The organism is Ruegeria sp. CDSA246 (assembly GCF_059611225.1).
In genome coordinates this window covers 1-24,205 of the sequence record NZ_JBXWPD010000008.1, presented here as the reverse complement: position 1 = coordinate 24,205, position 24,205 = coordinate 1, and the positions used below count along the sequence as shown (strand labels likewise).

Annotated in this window: 20 protein-coding genes, 1 tRNA gene and 1 pseudogene; 18 read left to right on the top strand and 4 right to left on the bottom strand. The window is 57.6% G+C overall.

Annotation, left to right across the window (positions count from 1 at the left end):
* Positions 1-15: 15 nt before the first annotated feature.
* The 12 genes from AC2FI9_RS11615 to AC2FI9_RS11560 all read left to right on the top strand — a co-directional run bounded on the left by AC2FI9_RS11615 (position 16) and on the right by AC2FI9_RS11560 (position 13,303).
* Entirely contained in the window at positions 16-1,164 is a 1,149-nt protein-coding gene (locus AC2FI9_RS11615; RefSeq protein WP_496767790.1) for an SPFH domain-containing protein, read from the top strand.
* A gap of 64 nt (positions 1,165-1,228) precedes the next feature.
* Positions 1,229-1,711 (top strand): hypothetical protein, encoded by a 483-nt coding sequence (locus tag AC2FI9_RS11610; RefSeq protein WP_496767788.1) that lies wholly within the window; start codon positions 1,229-1,231, stop codon positions 1,709-1,711.
* Entirely contained in the window at positions 1,708-2,796 is a 1,089-nt protein-coding gene (locus AC2FI9_RS11605) for a TFIIB-type zinc finger domain-containing protein (protein ID WP_496767786.1), read from the top strand. Before AC2FI9_RS11610 ends, AC2FI9_RS11605 begins: the two co-directional genes overlap by 4 nt.
* 100 nt (positions 2,797-2,896) lie before the next feature.
* On the top strand, positions 2,897-3,565 hold the full coding sequence (locus tag AC2FI9_RS11600) for a nitroreductase (RefSeq protein WP_496767784.1): 669 nt from the start codon (positions 2,897-2,899) through the stop codon (positions 3,563-3,565).
* A gap of 25 nt (positions 3,566-3,590) precedes the next feature.
* On the top strand, positions 3,591-4,028 hold the full coding sequence (gene dtd, locus AC2FI9_RS11595) for a D-aminoacyl-tRNA deacylase (protein WP_496738122.1): 438 nt from the start codon (positions 3,591-3,593) through the stop codon (positions 4,026-4,028).
* A complete protein-coding gene (locus AC2FI9_RS11590; RefSeq protein ID WP_496767781.1) occupies positions 4,028-5,131 on the top strand; it encodes a glycerate kinase type-2 family protein in 1,104 nt (367 codons plus the stop codon). Before dtd ends, AC2FI9_RS11590 begins: the two co-directional genes overlap by 1 nt.
* Positions 5,132-5,182: 51 nt before the next feature.
* Positions 5,183-7,177 carry a CocE/NonD family hydrolase gene (locus AC2FI9_RS11585; RefSeq protein ID WP_496767777.1) on the top strand — a complete coding sequence of 665 codons (1,995 nt, stop codon included), beginning with the start codon at positions 5,183-5,185 and terminating at the stop codon, positions 7,175-7,177.
* A gap of 124 nt (positions 7,178-7,301) precedes the next feature.
* Positions 7,302-8,888 (top strand): ABC transporter substrate-binding protein, encoded by a 1,587-nt coding sequence (locus AC2FI9_RS11580; protein WP_108859350.1) that lies wholly within the window; start codon positions 7,302-7,304, stop codon positions 8,886-8,888.
* Positions 8,889-8,903: 15 nt separating this feature from the next.
* Positions 8,904-9,860 carry an ABC transporter permease gene (locus AC2FI9_RS11575; RefSeq protein ID WP_058276793.1) on the top strand — a complete coding sequence of 319 codons (957 nt, stop codon included), beginning with the start codon at positions 8,904-8,906 and terminating at the stop codon, positions 9,858-9,860.
* Positions 9,860-10,675: an ABC transporter permease gene (locus AC2FI9_RS11570; protein WP_108859503.1), complete on the top strand. Its 816-nt coding sequence runs from the start codon at positions 9,860-9,862 to the stop codon at positions 10,673-10,675. The genes AC2FI9_RS11575 and AC2FI9_RS11570 overlap by 1 nt, the downstream gene beginning before the upstream one ends.
* Complete coding sequence (locus tag AC2FI9_RS11565) at positions 10,672-12,309, top strand: ABC transporter ATP-binding protein (protein WP_496767775.1); 1,638 nt, start codon at positions 10,672-10,674, stop codon at positions 12,307-12,309. Before AC2FI9_RS11570 ends, AC2FI9_RS11565 begins: the two co-directional genes overlap by 4 nt.
* A gap of 157 nt (positions 12,310-12,466) precedes the next feature.
* Positions 12,467-13,303: an alkaline phosphatase family protein gene (locus tag AC2FI9_RS11560; protein WP_496767773.1), complete on the top strand. Its 837-nt coding sequence runs from the start codon at positions 12,467-12,469 to the stop codon at positions 13,301-13,303.
* A 4-nt stretch (positions 13,304-13,307) separates the two neighbouring features.
* On the opposite strand, the gene AC2FI9_RS11555 is transcribed toward AC2FI9_RS11560, so the two are convergent.
* From AC2FI9_RS11555 to AC2FI9_RS11540, 4 genes are all read right to left on the bottom strand, one after another.
* The gene (locus tag AC2FI9_RS11555) at positions 13,308-14,231 is read right to left on the bottom strand and encodes an alpha/beta hydrolase (RefSeq protein ID WP_496767771.1); all 924 of its coding nucleotides are present in this window, start codon (positions 14,229-14,231) and stop codon (positions 13,308-13,310) included.
* A gap of 12 nt (positions 14,232-14,243) precedes the next feature.
* Complete coding sequence (locus AC2FI9_RS11550) at positions 14,244-16,133, bottom strand: acyl-CoA synthetase (protein ID WP_496767769.1); 1,890 nt, start codon at positions 16,131-16,133, stop codon at positions 14,244-14,246.
* A 154-nt stretch (positions 16,134-16,287) separates the two neighbouring features.
* Positions 16,288-18,108 (bottom strand): ABC transporter transmembrane domain-containing protein, encoded by a 1,821-nt coding sequence (locus AC2FI9_RS11545; RefSeq protein WP_496767767.1) that lies wholly within the window; start codon positions 18,106-18,108, stop codon positions 16,288-16,290.
* Positions 18,109-18,372: 264 nt separating this feature from the next.
* Positions 18,373-18,447: transfer RNA gene (locus AC2FI9_RS11540), tRNA-Gly, on the bottom strand.
* Positions 18,448-19,113: 666 nt separating this feature from the next.
* On the opposite strand from AC2FI9_RS11540, the gene AC2FI9_RS11535 reads away from it, so the two are divergent.
* The 6 genes and pseudogenes from AC2FI9_RS11535 to AC2FI9_RS11510 all read left to right on the top strand — a co-directional run bounded on the left by AC2FI9_RS11535 (position 19,114) and on the right by AC2FI9_RS11510 (position 24,160).
* Positions 19,114-19,338 carry a hypothetical protein gene (locus tag AC2FI9_RS11535; RefSeq protein WP_496767765.1) on the top strand — a complete coding sequence of 75 codons (225 nt, stop codon included), beginning with the start codon at positions 19,114-19,116 and terminating at the stop codon, positions 19,336-19,338.
* 18 nt (positions 19,339-19,356) lie between these two features.
* A pseudogene (locus AC2FI9_RS11530) lies at positions 19,357-20,619 on the top strand (trimethylamine methyltransferase family protein); the annotation flags it as partial.
* Between the two features lie 12 nt (positions 20,620-20,631).
* Positions 20,632-21,075 (top strand): SRPBCC family protein, encoded by a 444-nt coding sequence (locus tag AC2FI9_RS11525; RefSeq protein WP_496767763.1) that lies wholly within the window; start codon positions 20,632-20,634, stop codon positions 21,073-21,075.
* Positions 21,068-21,538, top strand: coding sequence for an aspartate racemase/maleate isomerase family protein (locus AC2FI9_RS11520; RefSeq protein WP_496767761.1), 471 nt, complete (start codon positions 21,068-21,070; stop codon positions 21,536-21,538). The genes AC2FI9_RS11525 and AC2FI9_RS11520 overlap by 8 nt, the downstream gene beginning before the upstream one ends.
* A gap of 9 nt (positions 21,539-21,547) precedes the next feature.
* Positions 21,548-21,772 carry a hypothetical protein gene (locus tag AC2FI9_RS11515; protein WP_496767759.1) on the top strand — a complete coding sequence of 75 codons (225 nt, stop codon included), beginning with the start codon at positions 21,548-21,550 and terminating at the stop codon, positions 21,770-21,772.
* On the top strand, positions 21,773-24,160 hold the full coding sequence (locus tag AC2FI9_RS11510; protein ID WP_496767757.1) for a GcvT family protein: 2,388 nt from the start codon (positions 21,773-21,775) through the stop codon (positions 24,158-24,160). It begins immediately after the preceding gene.
* The last annotated feature ends 45 nt before the right edge of the window (positions 24,161-24,205 follow it).

Genomic DNA, 24,205 nt, shown 5'->3' with positions numbered 1-24,205 from the left:
GGAAAGGAGACCCCAATGGGTATTTTCGATTTTCTGACCGGAGAATTTATCGACGTCATTCACTGGGTCGACGACACCCGCGACACCATGGTTTGGCGGTTCGAGCGTGAAGGACATGCCATCAAGTACGGCGCCAAACTGACGGTGCGCGAAGGACAGGCAGCGGTGTTCGTGCACGAAGGGCAATTGGCAGATGTATTCACGCCCGGCCTCTACATGCTTGAGACCAACAACATGCCGATCCTGACGACGCTGCAGCATTGGGATCACGGATTTCAGTCGCCCTTCAAATCCGAGATCTATTTCGTCAACACGACGCGTTTCAATGATCTGAAATGGGGCACCAAGAACCCGATCATGCTGCGCGATCCGGAGTTCGGACCGACCCGTATCCGCGCCTTTGGCACATACACGGTCCGGGTCAAGGACCCCGCGAAGTTCCTGATTGAAATCGTCGGCACCGATGGTGAATTCACCATGGATGAGATCAGCTTTCAGATCCGTAACATTATCGTGCAGGAGTTCAGCCGCGTAATCGCAGGATCGGGCATTCCGGTGCTGGACATGGCCGCCAACACCGCCGATCTGGGTAAACTTATCGCCGCCGAGGTGTCGCCCGTGCTGGAAGGGTACGGGCTTGAGATGCCCGAGTTCTACATCGAAAACATCTCGCTACCGCCTGCGGTCGAGGCTGCGTTGGACAAGCGGACGTCGATGGGATTGGCAGGCGATCTGGGCAAGTTCACCCAGTATTCCGCCGCCGAAGCGATGACCGCAGCAGCCAACAACCCCGGTCAGGGCGGCGGCATGGGTGCAGGCCTAGGCATGGGTATGGGCATGGCGATGGCCAACCAGATGGCAAACATGGCAGCGGGTCAACCAAGCGGCCCGTGGGGCGGTTCCGCCCCCGCTGCGCCGCAACCGGCGGCGCATGCGGCACCGCCACCTCCTCCGCCGGTCGAGCATGTCTGGCATATCGCGGTAGACGGGCAGACCACCGGGCCGTTTTCCAAGGCCAAGATGGGCCGCATGGCGACCGACGGTGATATCACCCGTGACACCCATGTCTGGACCGCCGGTCAGGACGGATGGAAAAAGGCCGGTGACGTGCAGGAACTGGCGCAACTGTTCACGATATTGCCACCACCACCGCCGGGAAGCTAACCTTGTGGCTGACGCCGGTAAGACAGCTCCTTATTCCCAACGCGATATCGCGTGCGCGGTCAAAATGTCCGCGCTTCTGGGATGGGCAGGAGTTATTGGCGTTCCGGTTTTCTCCTACGCGTATCGAAATGGATTTGATCTGAACTCGCTGTCCCTTGTTTTCTGGTACGCGTTGTTTGGCCTGCCAATTTCTCTTTTCATCTGTTGGCTAGTGGTCAAACCGTTTTTGCGCATCTTGATGCGGCGCACCGTTAGCTATGTCCGCGCTGCTTTCTGGGGCGCGGGAATTGGGTTTGGCCTTGTAGCCGTTTGGGTTGCCATAAGCCGCTACCGTGGTTGGCGAAAGTCACAGAACCCCGACACTAGGTTTGGGTTTGGCGACGCTAACGGAACAATCGAAGAAAACGGCATTTTGACTGATTATGGCTGGTGGCGGCTCGCCGAGAACTCTTTCCAGTTTATTCTGATCTGCGTCCTCGCTGCGTTGATCGTGCGCCTGATTATCGGGCCCGGAAAATACCCCCCTCCAATCAAGGTTCACCCATGACAGACGAACACCGCTTTCCCTGCGAGCAATGCGGCTCGGACTATCGGTTCAATCCGGGCGACGGGACCCTGACCTGCGATCATTGCGGGCATTCGGAATCCATAGGTGCCGGACCGTGGGGCGGTGCCAGCCTGAAAGAGCTGGATTTCAACGCGGCGCTGGCGAACAAGCTGCCGGAAGCAGAAATCGAGGAAACGCGGGTTCTGTCCTGCCCGAACTGCGCAGCTCAGGTTGAGTTTGACCCGAACACCCATGCGGCCGAATGCCCGTTCTGTGCCACTCCGGTAGTCACGGAGACGGGAGTTAACCGGCATATCAAGCCAAAAGGCGTGTTGCCCTTTGCTCTGGATGAACGGTCGGCTCATAAGGCGATGTCGAGCTGGCTTGGCAAGTTGTGGTTCGCACCCAACGGGTTGAAGGACTATGCCCGCAAAGGCCGCAAGATGCAGGGGATTTACGTCCCCTACTGGACATTCGACGCAGATACCAAGTCAGCTTATCGCGGTGAACGCGGAACGGTGTACTACGAAACCCGGACCGTCATGCGTGACGGCAAGCGCGTGCAACAACAGGTCGCAAAAGTGCGTTGGTCCCCAAAATCCGGCCTGGTTGCTCGGTTCTTTGACGATGTTCTGGTGCTGGCGTCCCAGTCCTTGCCCAAAACGTATACTGACGCGCTTGAGCCTTGGGATCTACCGGCGCTTGAACCTTATCAGCCCGAGTATCTGGCCGGTTTCCGGGCAGAAGCATATACTGTCGAACTGCAGGATGGTTACACTGAAGCCCGCGCGCATATGGCCCGCGTGATCGAACGGGATGTTCGGTTCGATATCGGTGGCGACCGACAGCGCATTCACGCAATCGACACTGACGTGCGGAATGTGACCTTCAAGCACATATTACTGCCCGTCTGGCTGGCCGCGTACAAATACCGGGGGCAGACCTATCGTTTCGTTGTGAATGGCAGAACGGGGCGCGTTCAGGGTGAACGCCCGTGGTCAGCCATCAAGATCACGATCGCTGTTGTCCTCGGCCTGCTGGTCGCGGCGGGTGTTGGGTACATGATGGCAACGGGTCAGCAATAGAACCGCGTCGCGTTCGCGTGCAATTTTGGCGGTTTAACCGCTTGAACATCGCTGAGCCTGACGCCATCCTGCGCCTCGTCTGCACGAAGGGGAGAGCAGTGTGACGCTATCCGATCTGGATCAACTACTGGCCGAGCGGCACTCTTGCCGGGCGTTCCGACCTGAAACCGTTCCCAAGGACCAGATCGAACAGATTCTGACCTGTGCGTCACGTGCCCCCAGCTGGTGCAATGCGCAGCCCTGGAACATCGTGATCACCAGTGGCGCCGACACTGACGCTTTTCGAGAAGCGCTGCAAAACGAAGTCACAACCGGCGCACCGGAACCCGACCTGCCGTTCCCGACGGCGTATACCGGTATATATCAGGAACGCCGCCGTGAATGCGGCTGGGCATTATACGAAGCCGTCGGCGTACAGCGCGGGGACCGTGCAGGTTCAGCCCAGCAAATGAAGGAAAACTTTGCACTTTTCGGCGCGCCGCATTGCGCGATCATCTCAAGCCCTGCGGACCTTGGTCCTTACGGAGCGATGGACTGCGGTGGTTTTGTCATGGCCTTCACCCTCGCCGCCCAAGCGCTGGGGGTGGCCACAATCCCTCAGGCCGCGGTGGCCAGCTATGGTCAGTTCCTGCACCGATACTTTGGTATCCCCGATGACCGCTTGATCTTGTGCGCAATCTCTTTCGGCTATTCCGATACAGACCACCCTGCAAACGGGTTTCGAACCAGCCGTGCCGGTCTGGACGAGATCGCACGCTGGGTTGAATAACCACGCCAACAAACGGAGAACGGATTTGCGCGCACTGCTACAAAGGGTTTCCCGGGCCAAGGTCTCGGTTGATGGACAAACGATCGGACAGTCTGGCCCTGGGTTGATGATCCTGGTCTGTGCGATGAAAGGCGATGATGAACAAAAGGCCGGGCAGCTTGCGGCCAAAGTATCAAAGTTGCGCATTTTCAAAGATGAAAACGGCAAGATGAACCGCTCTGTCGTTGATGTGGGTGGCTCGGCTCTGGTGATCAGCCAGTTTACGCTGGCCGCCGACACGTCGCGCGGGAACAGGCCAGGGTTTTCCGAGGCTGCGGCCCCGGATGAGGGGCAGCACCTGTATGAAGAGTTTGCGCGGCGGTTGCAGGCGCATGGTGTGGCCGTCGAAACCGGGCAATTCGGTGCCGACATGGCGGTAGAGCTGGTTAATGACGGACCAGTCACGATTTGGATGGAAAGCTGATGGATCAGAGGCAACAGGCAATTCGCATTTGGCAGGCTGGCGTTGATGCGGTTGACGGAATAAGGGCCACCAAAGCTGTTCTGGATGGGGTTCCAACGCCCGACCAGATCTTGGCAGTCGGCAAGGCAGCCGCAGCAATGGCCAGCGCGGCATTGGAACATTTCGGCCCGCGTCCAACGCTGGTTGTCACCAAGGATGATCACGGACGCGGTCTGCCGGAACATGTTCAGCTGATCGAGGCCTCACACCCCGTTCCGGACGCGCGCAGCCTTGAGGGCGGTCGCGCCCTGCGGGCCGCGATCGAGGCTATGGCACCCAATTCTCATGTGCTGCTTCTGGTTTCGGGCGGAGCCTCATCCCTGGCTGAGGATTTGCTGCCGGGAAACACTTTGAGTGATCTGGAGCAGCTGAACGGCAGGCTGCTGTCCGAAGGGATGGATATCACCGCAATGAATGCCGAGCGTCGCAAGCTGTCCCGGATAAAGGGCGGTGGGCTGCTGGCCCATTTCAAAGGGGCAAAAGCCACCGTTCTGGCAATCTCGGACGTTCCCGGGGATGATCTGAATGTCATCGGATCGGGGATCGGTGCCTTGCCCGAAACTTACGAATTTAACGCCGTGACCCAGATTGTTGCGTCGAACGCTCATGCGCGTTCTGCGGCAGCAGATTTGGCGCGTCGTGAAAGCCTGCAAGTATTGGCCAATGAAGAATGCCTGCACGACGACTTCTTGCACGTCGCTTCCCAACTGGGACAACGCCTGAGGGATATGCCCCCGGGTGTCATGGTGTTCGGCGGTGAGCCTACGGTTGTGTTACCAGATCAGCCGGGCCGCGGCGGGCGTAATCAGGCGCTGGCTCTGGCGCTGGCCCGTGAAATAACCGGGACCTCGGGTCTGACGCTGGTCGTTGGCGGAACAGATGGAACCGATGGCCCGACCAATGCCGCCGGAGCGGTGGTTGATGGCACGACCTGGGGCGACGGTGCTGAGCATGCCCTGCAGAATGCAGATAGCGGCAGTTTTCTGGACGCCGCCGGCGCTTTGTTGGTGACGGGTCCGACCGGAACAAACGTGATGGACCTTGTTGTCGCAATCAGGCGATGAATTGACGATTTTCAAACACCGGGAAACGCAAAAGACCGTGACACTTCCACAATGACGCGCTCGCTCAATTCGCTATGCGATATCGAAGACTTACCGGATGTCGGCATAGTGATGCCCGACGGGTGTCGCCTGTCAGCACGAGTCTGGCGTCCGGTAGATGCAGACAGCAACCCCGTTCCGGCCATTTTGGAGTTTCTTCCCTATCGCAAGCGTGACGGTACGGCGACGCGTGATGCCCTGACCCATCCTTGGTTTGCCAAACGCGGCTATGCTTGCATTCGTGTGGACATGCGCGGCAATGGAGACAGCGAAGGGTTGATGGAAGACGAATACACTCAGCAAGAGCTGGATGATGCCGTTTCCACAATTCAATGGCTGGCGGATCAGCCGTGGTGTTCGGGTACCGTTGGGATGATGGGAATCAGCTGGGGCGGGTTCAACGCGCTTCAGGTTGCCGCCCTTCAACCCGCGCCGCTGAAAGCAATTATCTCCCTGTGTTCAACCGCAGATCGTTACGCAGACGACATCCATTACAAGGGCGGATGCTTGCTAAATGAAAACCTGGGTTGGGGCGCGACCATGTGGTCGTACTCATCCCGCGCACCGGATCCTGCGCTGCGCCCCAACTGGCGCGAGTTGTGGCTTAAGCGTTTGGAAAACCAAACGTTCCTGCCCTCGACCTGGCTGCGCCACCAGACGCGCGACGCCTATTGGCAGCATGGCTCTGTCTGCGAGGATTTCAGCGCGATCCGCGCGGCGACTTTGGCCATAGGCGGTTGGGGGGACGCGTACAAGAATACCGTGCCGCTGCTGGTCGAACAGCTTAACGCTCCGGTCAAGGGAATCGTGGGGCCATGGGTGCACAAATACCCGCATTTCGCGGTGCCCGAACCGAGGATCGGTTTTCTTCAAGAGGCACTGCGTTGGTGGGATCATTGGCTGAAAGGTCTGGATAGCGGAGTTGAAACCGACCCCGACTACCGAGCGTATCTGATGGACGGGGTCCGTCCACATCGATGGTACAACGACAGACCGGGGCGCTGGATCAGCGAACAGACCGGCGCAACCTCACATCTGTCCAACCTGACCTTGAGCCTGTCCAACGCTGGACTTGGTCAAGATGAACCGTTGGATACCCGGGTTCGTTCGCCTCAAACCTGTGGCATGGACGGCGGTGAGTATTGCGCCATTTGGCTGGGCCCCGACATGCCCGGTGATCAGCGCACCGATGATGCGGTGTCCGCCTGTTTCGATGGGCCGCCTTTGTCGGAAGACCTGGATATAGTCGGTGCACCGCGCATTTGCCTGAATGTCAGCGCCGACCGCCCGCAAGCACAGATTGCCGTGCGGTTGAACCACATCCACCCGGACGGAGCTTCGACCCGGATTACGTATGGCGTTCTGAATCTGTCGCACCGTGACAGCCACGCGCAACCAACTCCGTTGACGCCCGGAGCGCCCTACGAAATCTCATTGGACCTGGATCACATCGCCTATCGCGTTCCCAAAGGACATCGCGTGCGGGTGGCTGTGTCCAGCGCGTATTGGCCGCTAATCTGGCCCTCACCCGAACCCGTCGAACTGCACCTGACAGGTGGTACGATTACGATCCCGATCCGGCCGACCGCAGGTGATGATGAACATGTGTTTCAACAACCCGACTCTGAAACCCCAATTGACGTGACGTTCCTGCGGGACAGCAGCAATTCTCGTCGGGTGGAAACTGACATGAATTCAGGTGAAACCAGCCTGATTATCGAAGATGATTTTGGTCGTGTGACCGACAATCACCACGGGCTAACGTATGGTGGCACAGCCGATGAACGCTGGACTATCCATCCCGACGACCCACTATCCGCGCACGGGCAGTGCCGCTGGTCACAAGAGATCAGTCGGGACGGGATAAACCTGCGGACCGAAACATCCTGCGAAATGTGGTCGGATCGCGAGAGCTTTTTTCTCAAGGCGCAGATAAGTGCCTTTGAAAACGAAACTTTGGTATTTTCGAAACAAACGGAGGACGCCGTTCCACGCAACCAGATGTGATATTTTGGCGACCAAAGGGCAGACATTTGTCCTTGCTCGGTAGACCGAAATGCGCCTAACTTGACTCATGCGTCAATAAAAAGCCCATCAAGGGCTGAAATCCATTCAACTGGGAGACCACTAAATGAACGAACAACTCACTCACATGGCCGGTCAGGTCACTGCGGGCAAACTGACCCGTCGCGAATTCATGGGGAAAGCGGCGGCTCTGGGTGTGTCGGCGGCGATGGCCAGCACCATGTTCGCTGACGCTGCGCGCGCGGCAGGACCAAAGAAGGGCGGCGACCTGAAATTTGGCCTGCAGGGCGGCGAATCCACCAATTCGCTGGATCCGGCGACCTATGCCAGCTCGGTGCCGTTCCAGAACGGCAAACAATTCGGCGACCAGCTTGTGGAAGTTGCGCCCGACGGGTCGATCGAGCCGCGCCTGGCTGAAGCCGTCGAAGGCAGCGCGGACGCCAAAGTTTGGACGTTCAAACTGCGTCAGGGCGTCGAATTCCACAACGGCAAGACCATGACCAGCGAAGACGTGCTGAAAACCATGGAGCGCCACTCGAACGAAGACTCCAAGTCCGGTGCCCTGGGTATCATGAAGGGCATCGAGTCAATGAAGGCCGATGGCGACAATTTCCAGGTCACACTGACCGAGCCAAATGCCGACTTGCCTTATCTGATGGCCGACTATCACCTGATCATTCAGCCTGATGGTGGAATGGAAAACCCAGGTGCGGGCATTGGCACCGGACCATACCAGTTGGAAGTCGACGAGCCCGGCGTACGCCACGTGTTCAAGAAGTTCGCCAACCACTGGAACCCCGATTTCGGCAATTTCGACAGCGTCGAAGTAATTGTCATCAACGATGCGACTGCCCGTACGGCTGCTCTGCAATCCGGTCAGGTTCATGCGATCAACCGCGTCGAACCAAAGGTTGCCGATCTGCTGGGCCGCGCCCCGAACTTGACGGTCCACTCGACCGCCGGCCGTGGACATTATGTGTTCATCATGCATTGCGACACCGCGCCGTTCGACAACAACGAACTGCGGCTGGCGCTGAAACACGCAATCAACCGTCAGGACTTGGTCGACAAGGTTCTGCGCGGCTACGGCACAATTGGCAACGACATGCCGATCAATGCGGCATACCCGCTGTTTGACGGCTCTATCCCGCAACGCGACTTCAGCCTTGAAAAGGCGGCAGAACACTATGCGAAGTCGGGCCATGACGGTTCGCCGATCATCCTGCGTGTTGCAGATGGCGCCTTCCCGGGTGCCGTTGACGCAGCGGCCCTGTTCCAGCAAAGCGCGGCTCAGGCCGGTATCCCGCTGGAAATCAAGCGCGAGCCCAACGATGGCTATTGGTCCGAGGTCTGGAACGTTCAGCCGTTCTGCGCATCCTATTGGGGTGGCCGTCCGGTGCAGGATCAGATGTACGCGACAGCGTATCTGTCGACTGCCGACTGGAACGACACCCGCTTCAAGGTGCCAGAGTTCGACGAAATGCTGTTTGCAGCACGGGCCGAACTGGACAACGACAAACGCAAGGACATCTACAGCAAAATGGGCATGATGGTCCGCGACCAGGGCGGTCTGATCTGCCCGATGTTCAACGATTTTGTCGAAGGCGTCACCAATCAGCTCGAAGGTTGGGAAAGCGACCCAACCCAAGAGATGATGAATGGCAACATGTCACGCAAGATGTGGTTCGCCTGATAGGGCCCACGGATAATGCATCCTATCATCAAACTGGTTTCCCAGCGCCTTGCGCTGGGACTCCTGCTTCTCTTCGGTGCATCGGCTCTGATTTTCGGCCTCACCGAAGCCCTGCCTGGGGACGCTGCGCAAGCGGTCCTTGGCCAATCCGCAACCCCCGAGGCGCTGGCAAACCTACGCGAGGAAATGGGCCTCAACCGTCCCGCTCTAACCCGATATTTCGAATGGCTGGGCGGCATCCTGCAGGGCGATCTGGGTCAGTCTTTGACCAACAAACTCGACATCGCAGAAAGCATCGGAAAGCGCTTGGGGAACACCCTGTTCCTGGCATGTGCTGCAGCCGTCGTTTCCGTGCCGCTTGCTATCTTTCTAGGCCTTCTGGCCGTTCGGTACCGCAACCGCTGGCCTGACAAACTGATTTCTGCAATCACCCTGACAACGGTTTCGATCCCGGAATTCCTGATCGGTTACGTGGTGATCTACTTCGTCTCGGTGAAACTGGGCTGGTTCTCCTCACTCGCAATGATCAACGATACAATGTCCTTCGGGCAAAAGCTCAATGCCATCGCCTTGCCTGCCTTCGTTCTGACACTGGTGGTTCTGGCGCAGATGATGCGAATGACCCGCGCTGCGATCTTGAACCTGATGCAGTCGGCCTATATCGAAACGGCTGAACTGAAAGGCCTCTCGAATTTTCAGGTCATTGCGCGCCACGCGTTTCCCAACGCGATTTCCCCTATTGTCAACGTTGTGATGCTGAACCTGGCCTATCTGGTTGTGGGCGTCGTCGTTGTCGAAGTGGTGTTCGTATATCCCGGCATGGGGCAATATCTGGTGGATTCGGTGACCAAGCGTGACGTGCCAGTCGTTCTGGCCTGCGGCGTCGTCTTTGCCGCGGTCTATATCGGGCTCAACATGGTTGCCGATATTGTGTCTATCCTTGCCAACCCAAGACTGAGGCATCCGAAATGATGAAGAACATTCCTATTTCGGCCGCCGTCGGTCTGTTTTTCACCGGACTGTACTTTTTCATAGCGATCGCAGCCCCACTGATCGCCCCTTACGGAATGGCCGAAGTGGTCGGTGATGTGTGGGAACCGTCAAGCGCCGAGCATCTGCTGGGCACGGACAATATCGGGCGCGATCTGCTGACACGTATGATCTATGGTGGTCGCACGACCATCTTTATCGCTGCGATGGCTACGATCCTCAGCTTTATCACTGGCACCTCGCTGGGCCTTTTGGCTGCGGTTCTGGGTGGTTGGGCTGACCAAGCGCTGAGCCGGACGGTTGACCTGATCATGTCGATCCCAACGCTGATCCTGGCACTGGTTATCCTGGCGATTGTTCCGGTTACCGTTCCGATCCTGATCCTTGTGATGGGGCTGTTGGACGCCACACGTCCTTACCGACTGTCTCGATCGGTCGCCGTGGACATCAACGTGATGGACTATGTCGAAGCCGCAAAGCTGCGCGGTGAAGGCCGGCGCTGGATCATCTTCCGGGAAATCCTGCCAAACGCTCTGTCGCCTCTGGTGGCTGAATTCGGGCTGCGGTTCATCTTCATGGTCCTGTTCATCTCGACCCTGTCGTTCCTGGGCCTGGGCGTCCAACCGCCGCTGGCGGACTGGGGCGGCATCGTGAAGGAAAACAAGGACGGAATCGTCTATGGCATCGGCGCGGCCCTGTACCCCGCTGTAGCCATCGCGACGCTCGCCATCTCGGTCAACCTTGTTGCTGACTGGGTTTTGAACCGTACCACATCGCTGAAAGGAGGCCGGGGATGAGTGATACCCTACTCAAGGTCCGCAACCTCAAGATTGGCGCGACCGTCTATCCGCCCGGCGAAAAGCCCCATGACATCGAAATCGTGCACGGGGTCAGCTTTGACCTCGAACGCGGCAAGGTGTTGGGGCTGATCGGTGAATCCGGTGCCGGTAAATCGACCATCGGTCTGGCGTCTATGGCTTATGGCCGCGGTGGCGTCGAACTGACCGGTGGCGAAGTCTGGGTCAACGGGCGCGACATTCTGAAATCTCCGCACAGCGATATCCGCAATCTGCGTGGGGGCGAGGTTGCCTATGTCTCGCAATCCGCGGCCGCGTCGTTTAACCCGGCCAAGAAGATCATGGATCAGGTGGTCGAAGCGGCGGTCGAACATAAGAAGTTTTCGCGTAAAGAGGCCGAAGGTCGTGCGCGTGAACTGTTCGCCAAGCTGGGGCTGCCCGATCCGGACAATATCGGTGATCGTTATCCTCACCAGGTCTCGGGTGGTCAGCTACAGCGTTGCATGACGGCGCTGGCGCTGTGCCCCGAGCCTGATCTGGTGGTGTTTGATGAACCGACCACTGCACTGGATGTGACCACTCAGATCGACGTTCTGATGGCGATCAAAGAGGCCATTCGCGATACTGGCGTTGCTGCGCTCTACATCACGCATGACCTCGCCGTTGTTGCTCAGGTCAGTGATGACATCATGGTTCTGCGGATGGGCAATACGGTCGAGTATGGCAATACCGACCAGATCATCAACAACCCGCAGGAAGAGTATACCAAGGCGCTGGTTTCGGTCCGCTCGATCGAGCACGAAGAGAAAAAACCCACACCGGAATCGGTATTGAGCGTCGAAGGTATTACCGCGCGCTACAAGGGTTTGAATTTTGACGTGCTACACAACGTCAATGTCGAGCTTCATCCGGGGCAGACACTGGCCGTCGTCGGTGAATCCGGTTCGGGCAAGTCGACACTGGCGCGGGTGATCACAGGCTTGCTGCCGCCGCGCGATGGTGAGATCACCTTTGCTGGCCGCAAGCTTAGTGGCGATCTGAAGGGCCGCAGCCGTGAAGACCTGCGCGAGCTGCAGATGATCTACCAGATGGCTGACGTGGCAATGAACCCACGCCAGACGGTTGGTACGATCATCGGACGCCCGCTGGAGTTCTACTTCAACATGCGCGGTGCCGAAAAACGCAAGCGGATCGTCGAACTGTTGGATGAGATCGAACTGGGCGAAAAGTACATGGACCGCTATCCGGCGGAACTGTCAGGTGGTCAGAAACAGCGTGTCTGTATCGCGCGGTCGCTGGCAGCCAAGCCCAAGATGATCATCTGTGACGAGGTCACCTCGGCACTTGATCCACTGGTTGCGGACGGCATCCTGAAACTGCTGCTGGACCTTCAGAAGATCGAGGATGTGGCGTACCTATTCATCACCCACGATCTGGCGACGGTGCGCGCGATCAGCGATAGCATCGCTGTGATGTATCAGGGCCGCGTGGTTCGCTATGGGTCGAAAAGGGAGGTGCTGAGCCCGCCGTTCGACGACTATACCGACCTGCTGCTCAGTTCCGTCCCCGAGATGCATCTGGGTTGGCTGGAAGAGGTCGTTGCCCACCGCAAAATGGAAAGCGCCGGAAACTGACCCCTGCCCTTTCCGTGACAGGTAAGTGAAAAATTGAAATCCCGGCGCTTGTTCGATGACAGGTGTCGGGATTTTGCTATTGGGGGCGCGAACGGGCAGACCCCTGATCGCGAATCCCCTAGGGTCGCCGGAAATATCTAGTCAAAAGGCCAATGACATGGACCGCAAACTACTCCTCATCATCCTGGACGGTGTTCCGTGGCGCAATTTCCGACGGTTGTTCGGTAACCTTGAAGGTTGGGTCGACAGCGGTGAGGCGCGGGTCTGGAAGCTACGCGCTGTTCTGCCATCCACGTCGGCCAGCTGCTATGCCTCGATCCATACTGGTGTGACACCGCAGGAACACGGCTGTACCGGCAACGGCAATGTCTTCCGCCTGAGCCACAAGGACGTTTTCAGCCAGGTACGAGATGCTGGTGGCGTAACCGGCGCTGTCACCCACAACTATTGGTCGCAGTTCTTCAACCGCCACCCGTTCGATTACGTCCGCGATATCGAATATGATGAGCCTGAGAGCAAAACGATCAACCACGGTCGCTTTCACACCATGACAGGCTATGGCAAAGCCAATCAGATGACCCCGTCCGACGTTGATCTCTATGCCACTCTGACCAATCTGTGCCTGCGTCATGGGCTGGACTACGGCCTGCTGCATGCCTGCACATTGGACAGTATGGGGCACCGTTTTTACCACGATTGCGAAGAGATGGACCACGCTTGCTTCGTAGCTGACGAGATGTTGGCACCTTTCATCCCGCGTTGGCGGCAACTGGGGTACGACGTGATTGTTACCGCTGATCACGGACAGGATGAGCGGGGACACCACGGCGGGCGCAGCCCGCTGCAACAGGAAACCGCGTTGTATTACTTTGGCGACGCCGAAGGCCCCGAGGTCGACACGGTGATCGACCAGCTACAGCTGGCGCCCACGATCCTGAACCGCATGGGTGCGCCCATTGCCGAAACGATGAAGGCACAGTCTTTCCTGAAGTAACGGATTAATCGTAGGGCCAGATCTGCTGGCCCAGCGCCTCAATCGCAACTGAGATCCGTTCAAAGCTGTCAGCCGCGCGCTTCACACTTGTCCGCGCGCGCAGATATCCGTGAACGAGGCCCGGCTCGTTGATCCAATGCGCCTGGCCTCCGGCGGCGGAAATCTTGTCGCAATAAGCGGCGCCATCATCCCGCAGCGGATCACAATCTGAAGTCACCACCACGGTCGGCGGAAGACCCGAGAAATCTGTGTCGTGAAGCGGCGCGAAGGTCGGATCATCTTGCGGGACAGTGCCACCGCAACGTACCTTTTCGTAGAAAACGATCTCATCCAGCGTCAAAAGCGGCGCATGGGCGTGTTCGATATACGACCCGTTCGCGCTGTCGCCGCCCAAACCTGGGTAGATCAGCACCTGCCCCAGCACATTCTCCAACCGCCCTCGCCCATATTGGGCGACCGCTGCCGCCAGATTGCCACCGGCACTGTCACCCGCAAGGACAATAGGATCGCCAAATTCCTGCACGGCCCAGTTCGTAGCGGTCCAGCCGTCCTGAAACTGCGCAGGATGTACGTGTTCGGGGCACAGGCGATAGTCGACGGCCACGACCCGATACCCGGTTTGCGCGCAAATCTCGGCGCAGACGTCGTCGTGGCTGTCCAATCCGCCAACAACAAAACCGCCACCATGAAAATAGATGACGGTTCGTGTCGGGTGACCGGCATTGTAAACGCGGACAGGCACACCATCGGCCTGCCTGTCCTGTGTTTCGACCCCTTGTGGGCGGGGTTGGCGAAAGTCGCGACACATCGTGTCGTAGACCCGGCGCTGATCCTCGATCGTAAGGTCGACCGCATCATCCGGATAGCTTTCAGCCGTTCGTTTTATGAACGCCCAAGTCTCTTCATCAATCAGACGTTCATAATCCATGTTTCCTCCCGGTCAGGCAGCCCACTCCCACGGCCGGGTGAACGATCCCAGCACTTTGCTGACATCGTCCTCTGCGGAACCCTTCGCGTCAAGCTGCGCAACGAGTCCGCGTTTCTTATCGTCGATGACCGAAATGACCCGTGCCTCAAGACCAGCCTCTTCCAACGCGCCGTTATAGATACGCGTGATCGCCTGTTTGCGGAGCTCAGGCTTAAAGACCTTACCGACGGCAGTTTTGGGCAGCTCGTCCAGAATGGTCATGTGCTTGGGTTGTGCCGCGCGTTCATGGACATGCACATTGCAATACTCCATCAGCTCTTTCTCGGTGACCGAGGCCCCATCAACCAGTTCGACAAAGGCGCATGGCACCTCGCCCGAATAGGCGTCAGGCTGCCCGATGGCACCGGCAAACGCGACAGCATCGTGCCCCAGCAGAGCTTCTTCGATCTCGGCCGGGTCAATATTGTGACCGCCGCGAATGATCAGGTCCTTGGCACGGCCTGTGATCCACAGGTAGCCGTCCCCGTCAAAGCGTCCCAGATCACCTGTGCGCAGGTATTTGTCGAAGTGGTACAGATCTACGTTCTTGTCCGCCTCGGTATAGGTGTTACCGGCGAAAACGCCCGGGTTTGAAATGCAGATCTCACCAATTTCATCTGCGGCGCATTCCTTTGGTCCGTCCGGACCATCCTGCAGGATTTTCACATCTGTATAGGGGAACGGAATACCGATCGAGCCAATCTTCTTTTCCCCGTCCACCGGGTTGCAGGACACCAGACAGGTGGCCTCGGTTAGCCCATAGCCTTCTACGATGGTCACACCGGTCGCTTCTTCGAACCTGCGGAACAGTTCGACGGGCAAAGGCGCTGAACCTGAGAACGCCGTCTTCACGCTTGAGATGTCCGCATCTACGGGTCGCTGCATCTTGGCAGCAATCGCCGTGGGTACGGTGATGATGAACGTTACTTTCCAACGCTCGATCAATTTCCAGAAATTGTCGAAAACACCGTCGCCGCGATATCCCGCAGGCGTTGGGAATACCACATGGGCGCCTGACGACACAGCGGCCATCATGATCACGTGCACGGCAAAAACGTGGAACATCGGCAGCGGGCACATGATCACGTCTTCTTCGGAAAACAGCAGCGTGCTCCCAAGCCAGCCGTTGTAGATCAGGCCCGAGTATTTGTGCTGCGCCACCTTCGGCATACCGGTCGTGCCGCCGGTGTGGAAATAGCAGGCAACGCGATCTTCCTTGCTGTCTTCGAAAGTCAGCGTCGTTGGTTGCTTGGCCAGTTCTTTATTGAAGTTCTTATAGTCCGCATGGGCCAGTTTTTCCTTGTCGCCCATTTTGGGGCGCAGGAAAGGCACCAGCCAGGATTTCGGCGGCGTCAGATAACGGTTGAGGTCAATCTCGAGAATGGTTTTGACGTTGGGCGCGTGGCGCACCGCCTCTTCGACCTTTTGCGCCACATCCGTTTTGGGGAAGGACTTCAACGTCACAACCACTTTGGCACCGGTTTCGCGCAGGATTGCGGCGATCTGCTCGGGCTCTAGTAGCGGGTTGATCGGGTTCACGATCCCTGCGACTGCACCGCCCATCATGGTGACCAGCGTTTCGTTGCAGTTGGGCAGCACATAGGCTACCACGTCTTTCTCACCGACACCCAAAGACCGGAACAGGTTCGCTGCCTGATTGACTTTGCCAAGCAGTTGCGACCACGTCAGAGTCTCGGCCTTGTCTGTCGGGCCAGACATGAGCTGAAAGCTCACAGCACTACTGTTCGGAAATTTGCCTGCCGTGCGTGACAGCAACTGGTGGAAAGTGACCGGAACATCCCGATCCCCCCACGACATTTCCTGCTCCATTCTCGCCTTGTCTTCCAAACCCACAAAGGCCATATGACTCCTCCCTATTTTTCTCCCGCGTCTTGCGCGGTTTTTTCCAAAACAAGATGGAAGCAAAACCCCGCAGGTGCAAGCGACGGGTTAGAGGGGCCACGCCCAAATTTGTAGAATTACGCAGCGGCGTAAAACTGACTTCCCCAACGTCAGGCTATTCTGCCGCAACTCCGTCGGTGAATTGCAGGCGCGCCAGGCGAGCATACAAGCCATCCTGAACGACCAGATCCTCGTGCGTGCCTTGGGCCACGATCTGACCGGCTTCCATCACAACGATCCGATCCGCCTTTTTGACCGTCGCCAGACGGTGGGCCACGATCAGTGTGGTGCGCCCGGCGCGCATCTGGTCAACCGCGCCCTGAACCGCGCGTTCGCTTTCGGCATCCAAGGCCGAAGTCGCCTCGTCCAGCAGCAGAACCGGAGCATCACGCAAGATGGCGCGGGCAATCGCTATGCGTTGTTTCTGACCGCCCGACAGCATAACGCCGCGTTCCCCGACAAAGCTGTCATAGCCTTCGGGCAGTTTCGAGATGAACTCATGTGCCGCAGCTGCACGCGCGGCGGCCTCAACCTCGGCATCCGAGGCGTTCAGACGCCCGAACCGAATATTCTCGCGGGCCGAGGCTGCAAAGATGATCGGGTCCTGGGGCACCAATGCCATGTGCTGCCGGAAATCGGATCGGTCGAGGTCACGCAGGTCAACGCCGTCCAGACTGACATGACCTGCATCCGGATCGTAGAACCGCTGGATCATTTGAATCACTGTGGTTTTGCCTGCACCCGATGGACCAACGAAAGCCACGGTTTCACCCGGTTGGATCGACAGGGTCAGATGGTCCAGGGCCACAACATCCGGACGGGCCGGATAGTGGAAGATCACATCCTCAAAACGGATCTCGCCCCGAACAGGTGTAGGCAGCGATGCTGCCTTGTCCGGATCAATCACGGTATCCTGCGCATTCAGCAATTCCACCAGGCGCTCGGTCGCGCCGGCTGCACGTTGCAGCTCGCTCCAAATCTCAGAGAGGGCGGCGACAGAGCCGGCCATGATGATTGAATAGATCACGAACTGGATCAGAACACCTTCGGTCATCACGCCGTTGCGAACGTCGTTTGCCCCCATCCACAACACGCCGACGATGCCCGAAAATACAAGGAAGATAACGATTACCGTCATCACGGCGCGCGTTTGTATACGTCGAAGAGAAACCGCATAAGAGGTTTCGGTCATATCGCCGAACTGCTTCCGGCTGGCTTTTTCATGTGTAAAGGCCTGAACGGTTTGAACCGCGCTCAGTGCCTCGCCTGCGTTGCCCGACGAGGCTGCGATCCAGTCCTGATTTTCGCGGCTGAGGACCCGCAGACGACGCCCCAGAACAAGTATCGGCACCACCACCACCGGGATCAGCAAAAGCACCAAACCCGTTAGCTTGGCCGAGGTCAGCAGCATCAGGACCAAACCACCCGCGAACAAAAGCATATTGCGCAAGGCAATGGATACGGACGATCCCAGCACAGACTGAATCAGGGTCGTGTCCGTGGTGATACGGCTGAGCACCTCTCCGGTCATGACCCGTTCGTAGAACTCGGGGCTCATTCCTATGACGCGGTTAAACACGGCCTTGCGGATATCGGCCACGACGCGCTCACCCAACCGGGTGACCAGCGCATATCGGATGCCAGTTCCCACCGCCAAAATCGCGGCAATGCCCAGTGCCGCCAGAAAGTACCAATCCAGCAGCTCGCCATCTTCAATTCGGAAATTGTCGACTACTCGGCGTACCGCAAGTGGCAGGGTTAGCGTCATGCTGGCCGTCAACACCAGTGCCAGTACCGCACCCGTCATCAGAGCCCGATACGGCTTCATAAATGGCCAAAGAGACGACAGAACGCCTATCTTCCGAGATCCAGCACGCTCTTCCGTGGCACCGGGTGCAGGTTTGCCCTTGGGCGTGGCTGAGGCAGAGTTCGCCATAATTGGCCCTTACGTCTTTTTCGCACTTAAGTGTTCGCTTCTTGGCGGCCGCGGCAAGCCGGGTCAAGAACCACAATATATGACCCCACATAAAAGGGCCATTTGACGCAGAATTTATAGGCTGATTTGGAGCGGGCGGCGGGAATCGAACCCGCTTCATCAGCTTGGAAGGCAAGCATCTTAATCACTGCTAAAACAACTATTTCAATGCACTATTAGAATAAATACAGTCGTTTTGCAGGTTATATGTCGGAGAAAAATTCTTGGAGCGGGCGGCGGGAATCGAACCCGCTTCATCAGCTTGGAAGGCTGAGGTAATAGCCAGTATACGACGCCCGCTCAGCTCGAGCGGGTCTATTTCATCCCGAATTTGCGGTCAATAGAGGATTTGTTTTTTTTCAGACAACTGATCTTTGTTGAACAAAAAATCTGCAGCTGAATCGCAGGCAAGTTATGGAGTTTGGCCAAAAAGTAAGCTGTCAATTTTTTAATAGAACCAACGGAACAATCAAAGTGTCCCTGTTCCCATCGGAACTGTTCGAATGTCCCCATTGCGTACAGAACGGGCATTCGTCTTATTGGCGGCAAGGACTGCACTGAGCCCATTATGTGATTTTGATTTTTCGCTGCGCACGCTCGCTGCGGATATTTTGCCGCATGGGAATCGGCCGTTGTACCGCGGCGCGGCGAGAAAACCGGCGTTCACACCTCGGGCGGCATTGTTGACCTGCCCAATTAGGGTTGGAGCTGACATTTAGAATGTTGAACTCCAATATCTGCTGCAACAACCCATAGCGGTATGCGCGGACACAAACGTCACAGGAAAGCCCTTTTTAAAAAGCGACGCATTCATTGGTTTGAGATAAACCGAGCTGTTGCGATGAGACTCATACAGCGCAAAGCAACGCTAAAGACCTTTCGTGAATTTTGTTCACCAACTGAGCCGGTTTATTGAATTTTCAACACAAGACAATTGCGCTTTATTGGTGTTGTTGAGGGGCGTAGATGGTTAGACGCACGCGAAGACAAGAGACATCAGAAACCGGATTGGAACCGGGCGCACTGCCTGCATTTCAGATTGGGGGTGCTTTGAGGCCGCTGTCGTCCTTGGAATTGGCAGCCATCGAAGCGCATGCCTATGACATTCTTTCGACAGTGGGTATGGTCGGCTTGCCGGCAGAGGCAACCGAACGGGCGATTGCTGCAGGGGCGTGGCGTCGCCCTGACTGACGCCTTTGTTTTTCAAATGAGATGATCAGAAATGCACTGTCTCGCGCTCCAAGAAAGATCACGTTACCGGGGTTCACTGCAGACAGGGATTTGCAGATCGGCGGCAGCCGGGTTCACATCGGGACCGGCGGAGCGGCGGTTCAGACTCTGGATGCCGCAACCGGCGCCTACAAGGACAGCTCACTAAGCGACCTCTACGATCTAATGCGCGTATTGGATGCATCGTCGAACATCCACTATGGTGTACGGCCCGTTGTTACCAGGGATTTGACCGACCCGTTCGAGCTGGACATCAACACCGCATTTGCCTGCCTCAAAGCCACTTCGAAACCAATTGGCATCAGCTTTTGCGAGCCTGACCACATCGACCCGATAGTTGAGTTGTTCGATATAGCGCTCGGCCACAAACATGCATTCCGGGAAAGACCGTTTTGTATGGCAGTGATTGTCCATGTGGTTCCCCCGCTGACCTATAGCGCCGAAGGAATACTGATGCTGGAGAAGGCCGTGAGAGCAGGCATGATCCCGCAGATTTGTTCGGCTGGCCAGGCAGGTGCGACAAGTCCGGTCACCTTGGCCGGCGCATTGGCACAGGGCTTGGCAGAGTCGCTCGCTGGCCTAGTGGTGGTTGACGGTATCCAGGCGGGTAGCCCGTGCATTTATGCGCTGATGCCCTTCATTTCCGACTTGCGCACCGGAGCCATGAGCGGTGGCAGCGGTGAAGCAGCGATCGCCAATGCTGCCGCGGCCCAGCTTCTGGCCCATATCGGCCTACCATCCACAGTCTCGGCGGGTATGACGGATTCCAAGATGGTGGATGCCCAAGCGGGCTATGAAAAAGGCTACACCGTCGCCCTGGCCGGACATGGCGGCGCCGACATGATCAACCTTTCCGTGGGGATGCTGGGCTCGATCATGGTGGCCAGCCCCGAAGCGATGGTGATCGACGACGACATGTGCGGGGCAATCCTGCGCAGCATCAGGGGAATTGAAGTGAGTGTGGAGACACTCGATCTGGACGCGGTGGAACGCGTCGTCACCCAGGACGGTCATTATCTGGGGGAACTCGAAACGCTCAAGCGCATGAAGTCAGACTATCATTATCCGGCTCTTGCCGATCGCCAAAGTGTCGATGACTGGGTTGCGGCAGGCCGTCTTTCGATCTGGGATCAGGCAAGGGCCCGCGTGGCCGAGATTCTGGCAGCAGCACCTTCGGCGCATCTTGATGCAGAGGCTGAAGCGTGTATTCGCGCCAGCCACCCCATCCATCTTCAGCCCTAAAGAGGAGCCGACATGCACGTTTTCAGAAGTATGCTCATCGACGGTGACATAAACAGAGTCTGGGCGGCTGTCCGCGCCTTTGACGGTGTAGTGCATTGGAATCCGGGCGTGGTAGGTGCTAGCCTGGAGATCGGATCACCGACCGCCACCGGAACCATCCGAAAGCTGGACATCGCCGATGGCACAGTGTTTCGGGAAACCTTGTTGGCCCATTCCGATAAAGATCATTCCTATACATATAACATCCTCGAAAGTTCGCTTCCCGTGACCGGGTACGTGTCCACGCATCGATTCATTCCGATTACCCATACACGCCAGACTCTGGCCATCTGGGAAAGCCATTTCGACTGTGCCCCCGGGGTCGCTGATGAAATGGAAAAAACCGTCGGCGACGTGATCTATATCGGCGGCATGATCGGACTGAAGCAATTCCTGAAGGAGACTGAGAATGGCTGACACCCTTGCCCCTCGCGCCGTGATTGGCGTCATGACGCCTGCGATGAATACTGTCGTCCAGCCGGAGTTGGAATTGCTTCGACCGAAGGGTGTGACCAACCAGATGCAGCGCTTTCGTTTGGGGGGCGATGCGGTGTCGGATGACCTGCCCGACGAAGCGGCAAAGTTGATGGACTGTGCGCCGTCGGCAATCGCCGTCGGTCTGACAACCGACGCAGGGCTCGGTGGGCCGGACAAACTGAAGGCGCGGTGCGAAGATATCGCACAGCAGGTCGGCGTGCCGGTGATTGGCGCTTCGCAAGCCGATTATGCGGGGTTGCGCGCCCTTGGGGCGACACGTGTTGGCATTGTCACGCCGTTCAACGCTGAAATCGATGCTGTGGTGAAAGCAAACACTGAAAACGCCGGGTTCGAGGTGGTCGCGATCAAGGGCACCGAAGCGCCCACGCTTCCTGCCATCTGAGAAACTCCGTTGGAGGATATCCGGTCCGTCTTTGCTGAGGTCGCTTCCTCGGATTGCGACGTTATCCTTCAGGTCGGGACCGCGCTGCCCGTGGTGGCCATGATCGGCGCGTTGGAAGACACCCACGGCAAGCCAATCGTGGCCTGCAATGCGGCGGTCTATTGGCATTCGCTGCGCGCCGTCGGCATAACCGATCCGATCACTGGTTTTGGAAGACTGTTGGAGTCGCACTGAATGCAAAGCCATGCAGAGGTTGTTGTCATTGGCGGAGGCGCAGTTGGTGCTTCCATCCTGTACCATCTGGCTAAGGCAGGCATCACCGATGCCGTTTTGCTTGAAAAGAATGAACTGGCTGCGGGGTCGACGTGGCATGCCGCGGGCAATATTCCCACCTACGCTAACTCGTGGTTGGGCATGCGCGCCGGAAACTATGCCTGGCAGCTTTACAAGGAGCTTGCCAAAGACCCGGTCACGCCGATCACCTATCGGCATACATCCGCTATCTGGCCTGCTCACACGCCTGAGCGGATGCAACTATTCCAACACCTGTGCGGTGTGTCTCGATCGGCGGGGTTTGAACTGTCGATGCTGACGCCGTCGCAGATTGAAGAGATGCATCCTTATTGGCAGGCGGATGATACAATCCATGGTGGGATATTTGATCCCTATGAGGGCGACATCGATCCCAGTCAGTTGACCCAGGCACTAGCCAAACACGCCCGTGACTTGGGTGCAAAGGTTCATCGGTTCACGCCGTTCACAGGATTGCGACAGCATGCGTCGGGGGAATGGGTGGTTGAAACATCGACTGGCGCCATTGCCGCGGGAACCGTGATAAATGCGTCGGGCTCAAGCGGCGGACGGATTGCGGCAATGGCAGGGTTGCACGTGCCCGTCGTCACTCTTGAACACCAATATATGGTGACATCGCCTCTTGCGGTTCTCGGGAAGGACACCGACCCGTTTCCTTTGATCCGAGACCCCGACATGCGCTTTTACCTCAGGCGCGAACGAAACTCCTTGTTACTCGGGTCCTATGCCCACGAAGGCCGCCCTGTCTGGCAAGATGGGGTGCCCCAGGACTTTGACCATCAGTTGTTTGCAGATGATATCGACGGGATGATGGCGGTCTTCGAAGCGGCCTCAGTCCATGTGCCTCTGCTTGCCGAAGCGGGTGCCCAGCGTTTCGTTAATGGCCCGATCCCCTATTCGCCTGACGCACTTCCCCTTGTAGGGCCCGCCGCAGGTGTTCGAAACTTCTACCATGCGACAGGCGTTCAGATTGGCATCACGCATTCAGCGGCCATTGGCAAAGCCATGGCCGAATGGCTGACGACAGGCGAAACCGAATGGGATCTGTCCGCCTGGGATCCCCGCCGGTTCGGGTCATGGGCCACGCAAGACTATGCAGCGGCACGCGCGTCCGAGCATTATGACCTGCAATATGCGATCCCCTATCCTCATCGTCTTATGGATTCTGGGCGACCGCTCAACAAGACCTCGCTCTATAAGCAACTTGTCGAACAGGGCGCGGTCATGGGACAAATCGGCGGCTGGGAACGGGCATTCTGGTTCGATCTGGGCAAGACAAACGATCCAAGCGCTTTGAGCTTCGGACACGAGCCTTGGCAGGATGCCGTGCGGATTGAATGCGAAACGGTTCGTGATCGAGTCGGGATCATGGACCATGGCGGCTTCACAAAATTCACCCTGGATGGGCCCGACGCGGCCAAGGTGCTTGATAAAGTAGTCTGCGGAACGCTGCCGCCCGTCGGTCGGGTGCGTCTGTCCTATATGCTGACACCCAAGGGACACATATGGTCAGAAGCGACAATTGCCCGTTTGGCCGACGACAGATTTCTGCTGTGTGGCCCTACCCTGGCTGTTGATCGAGACTTCGACTGGATTGCGACCGCTTGCGGCGATGCCGACGTTCGTTTGACCAAGGGTTGCACTCGCGATGGCGCGCTTTTGGTGATGGGTCCGAAATCCCGCGATCTGTTGCAGGGCCTCACTGCCGATGACCTGAGCGCGGCCAATGCACCCTGGATGAGCCTGGCCGAAATCGAGATCGCAGGTATGCCGGTCACGGCCATGCGGGTCAGCTTCGTGGGCGAGTTGGGTTGGGAGCTACATGTCGCCTCGTCAGATCTGGTGGCCCTTTACGATGCGATCTGGACGGCGGGCAAGCCGCATGGCATCTGCAATTTCGGTTCTTACGCGCTTAATGCCATGCGCGTCGAAAAGGGGTATCACGGCTGGGGCGCGGACTTTGGCGTTGAATACACGCTGTTCGATGTTGGTCTTTCCAGGTTCGCGAACATGTCCAAGCCTTTCACCGGTCGACAGGCCGTTGAAGAACAGGCAATGCAGGAAGCTGCATGGGCCTTTATCGGGTTGGAGATCACCGATCTCGGGCCAGAGCCATTGCCATCCGACCCGATCATCCGAGAGGGGCGGGTCATCGGTTACTTGACGTCGGTCTCGATGGGCTATCGAACCGGCAAGTTGTTGGCGCTCGGCTATGTTGAAAATGGTTCGCTCGAGATGGGAGAGGACTGTTTGGTTCAGGCTTTCGGCGAGATGCGCGTGTCTGACGTCAGCACCAATGGGACAGTTTAAGTAGATTTGATAAGAGAGGGTTTCTGGCTCATCGTAACCGCCAAG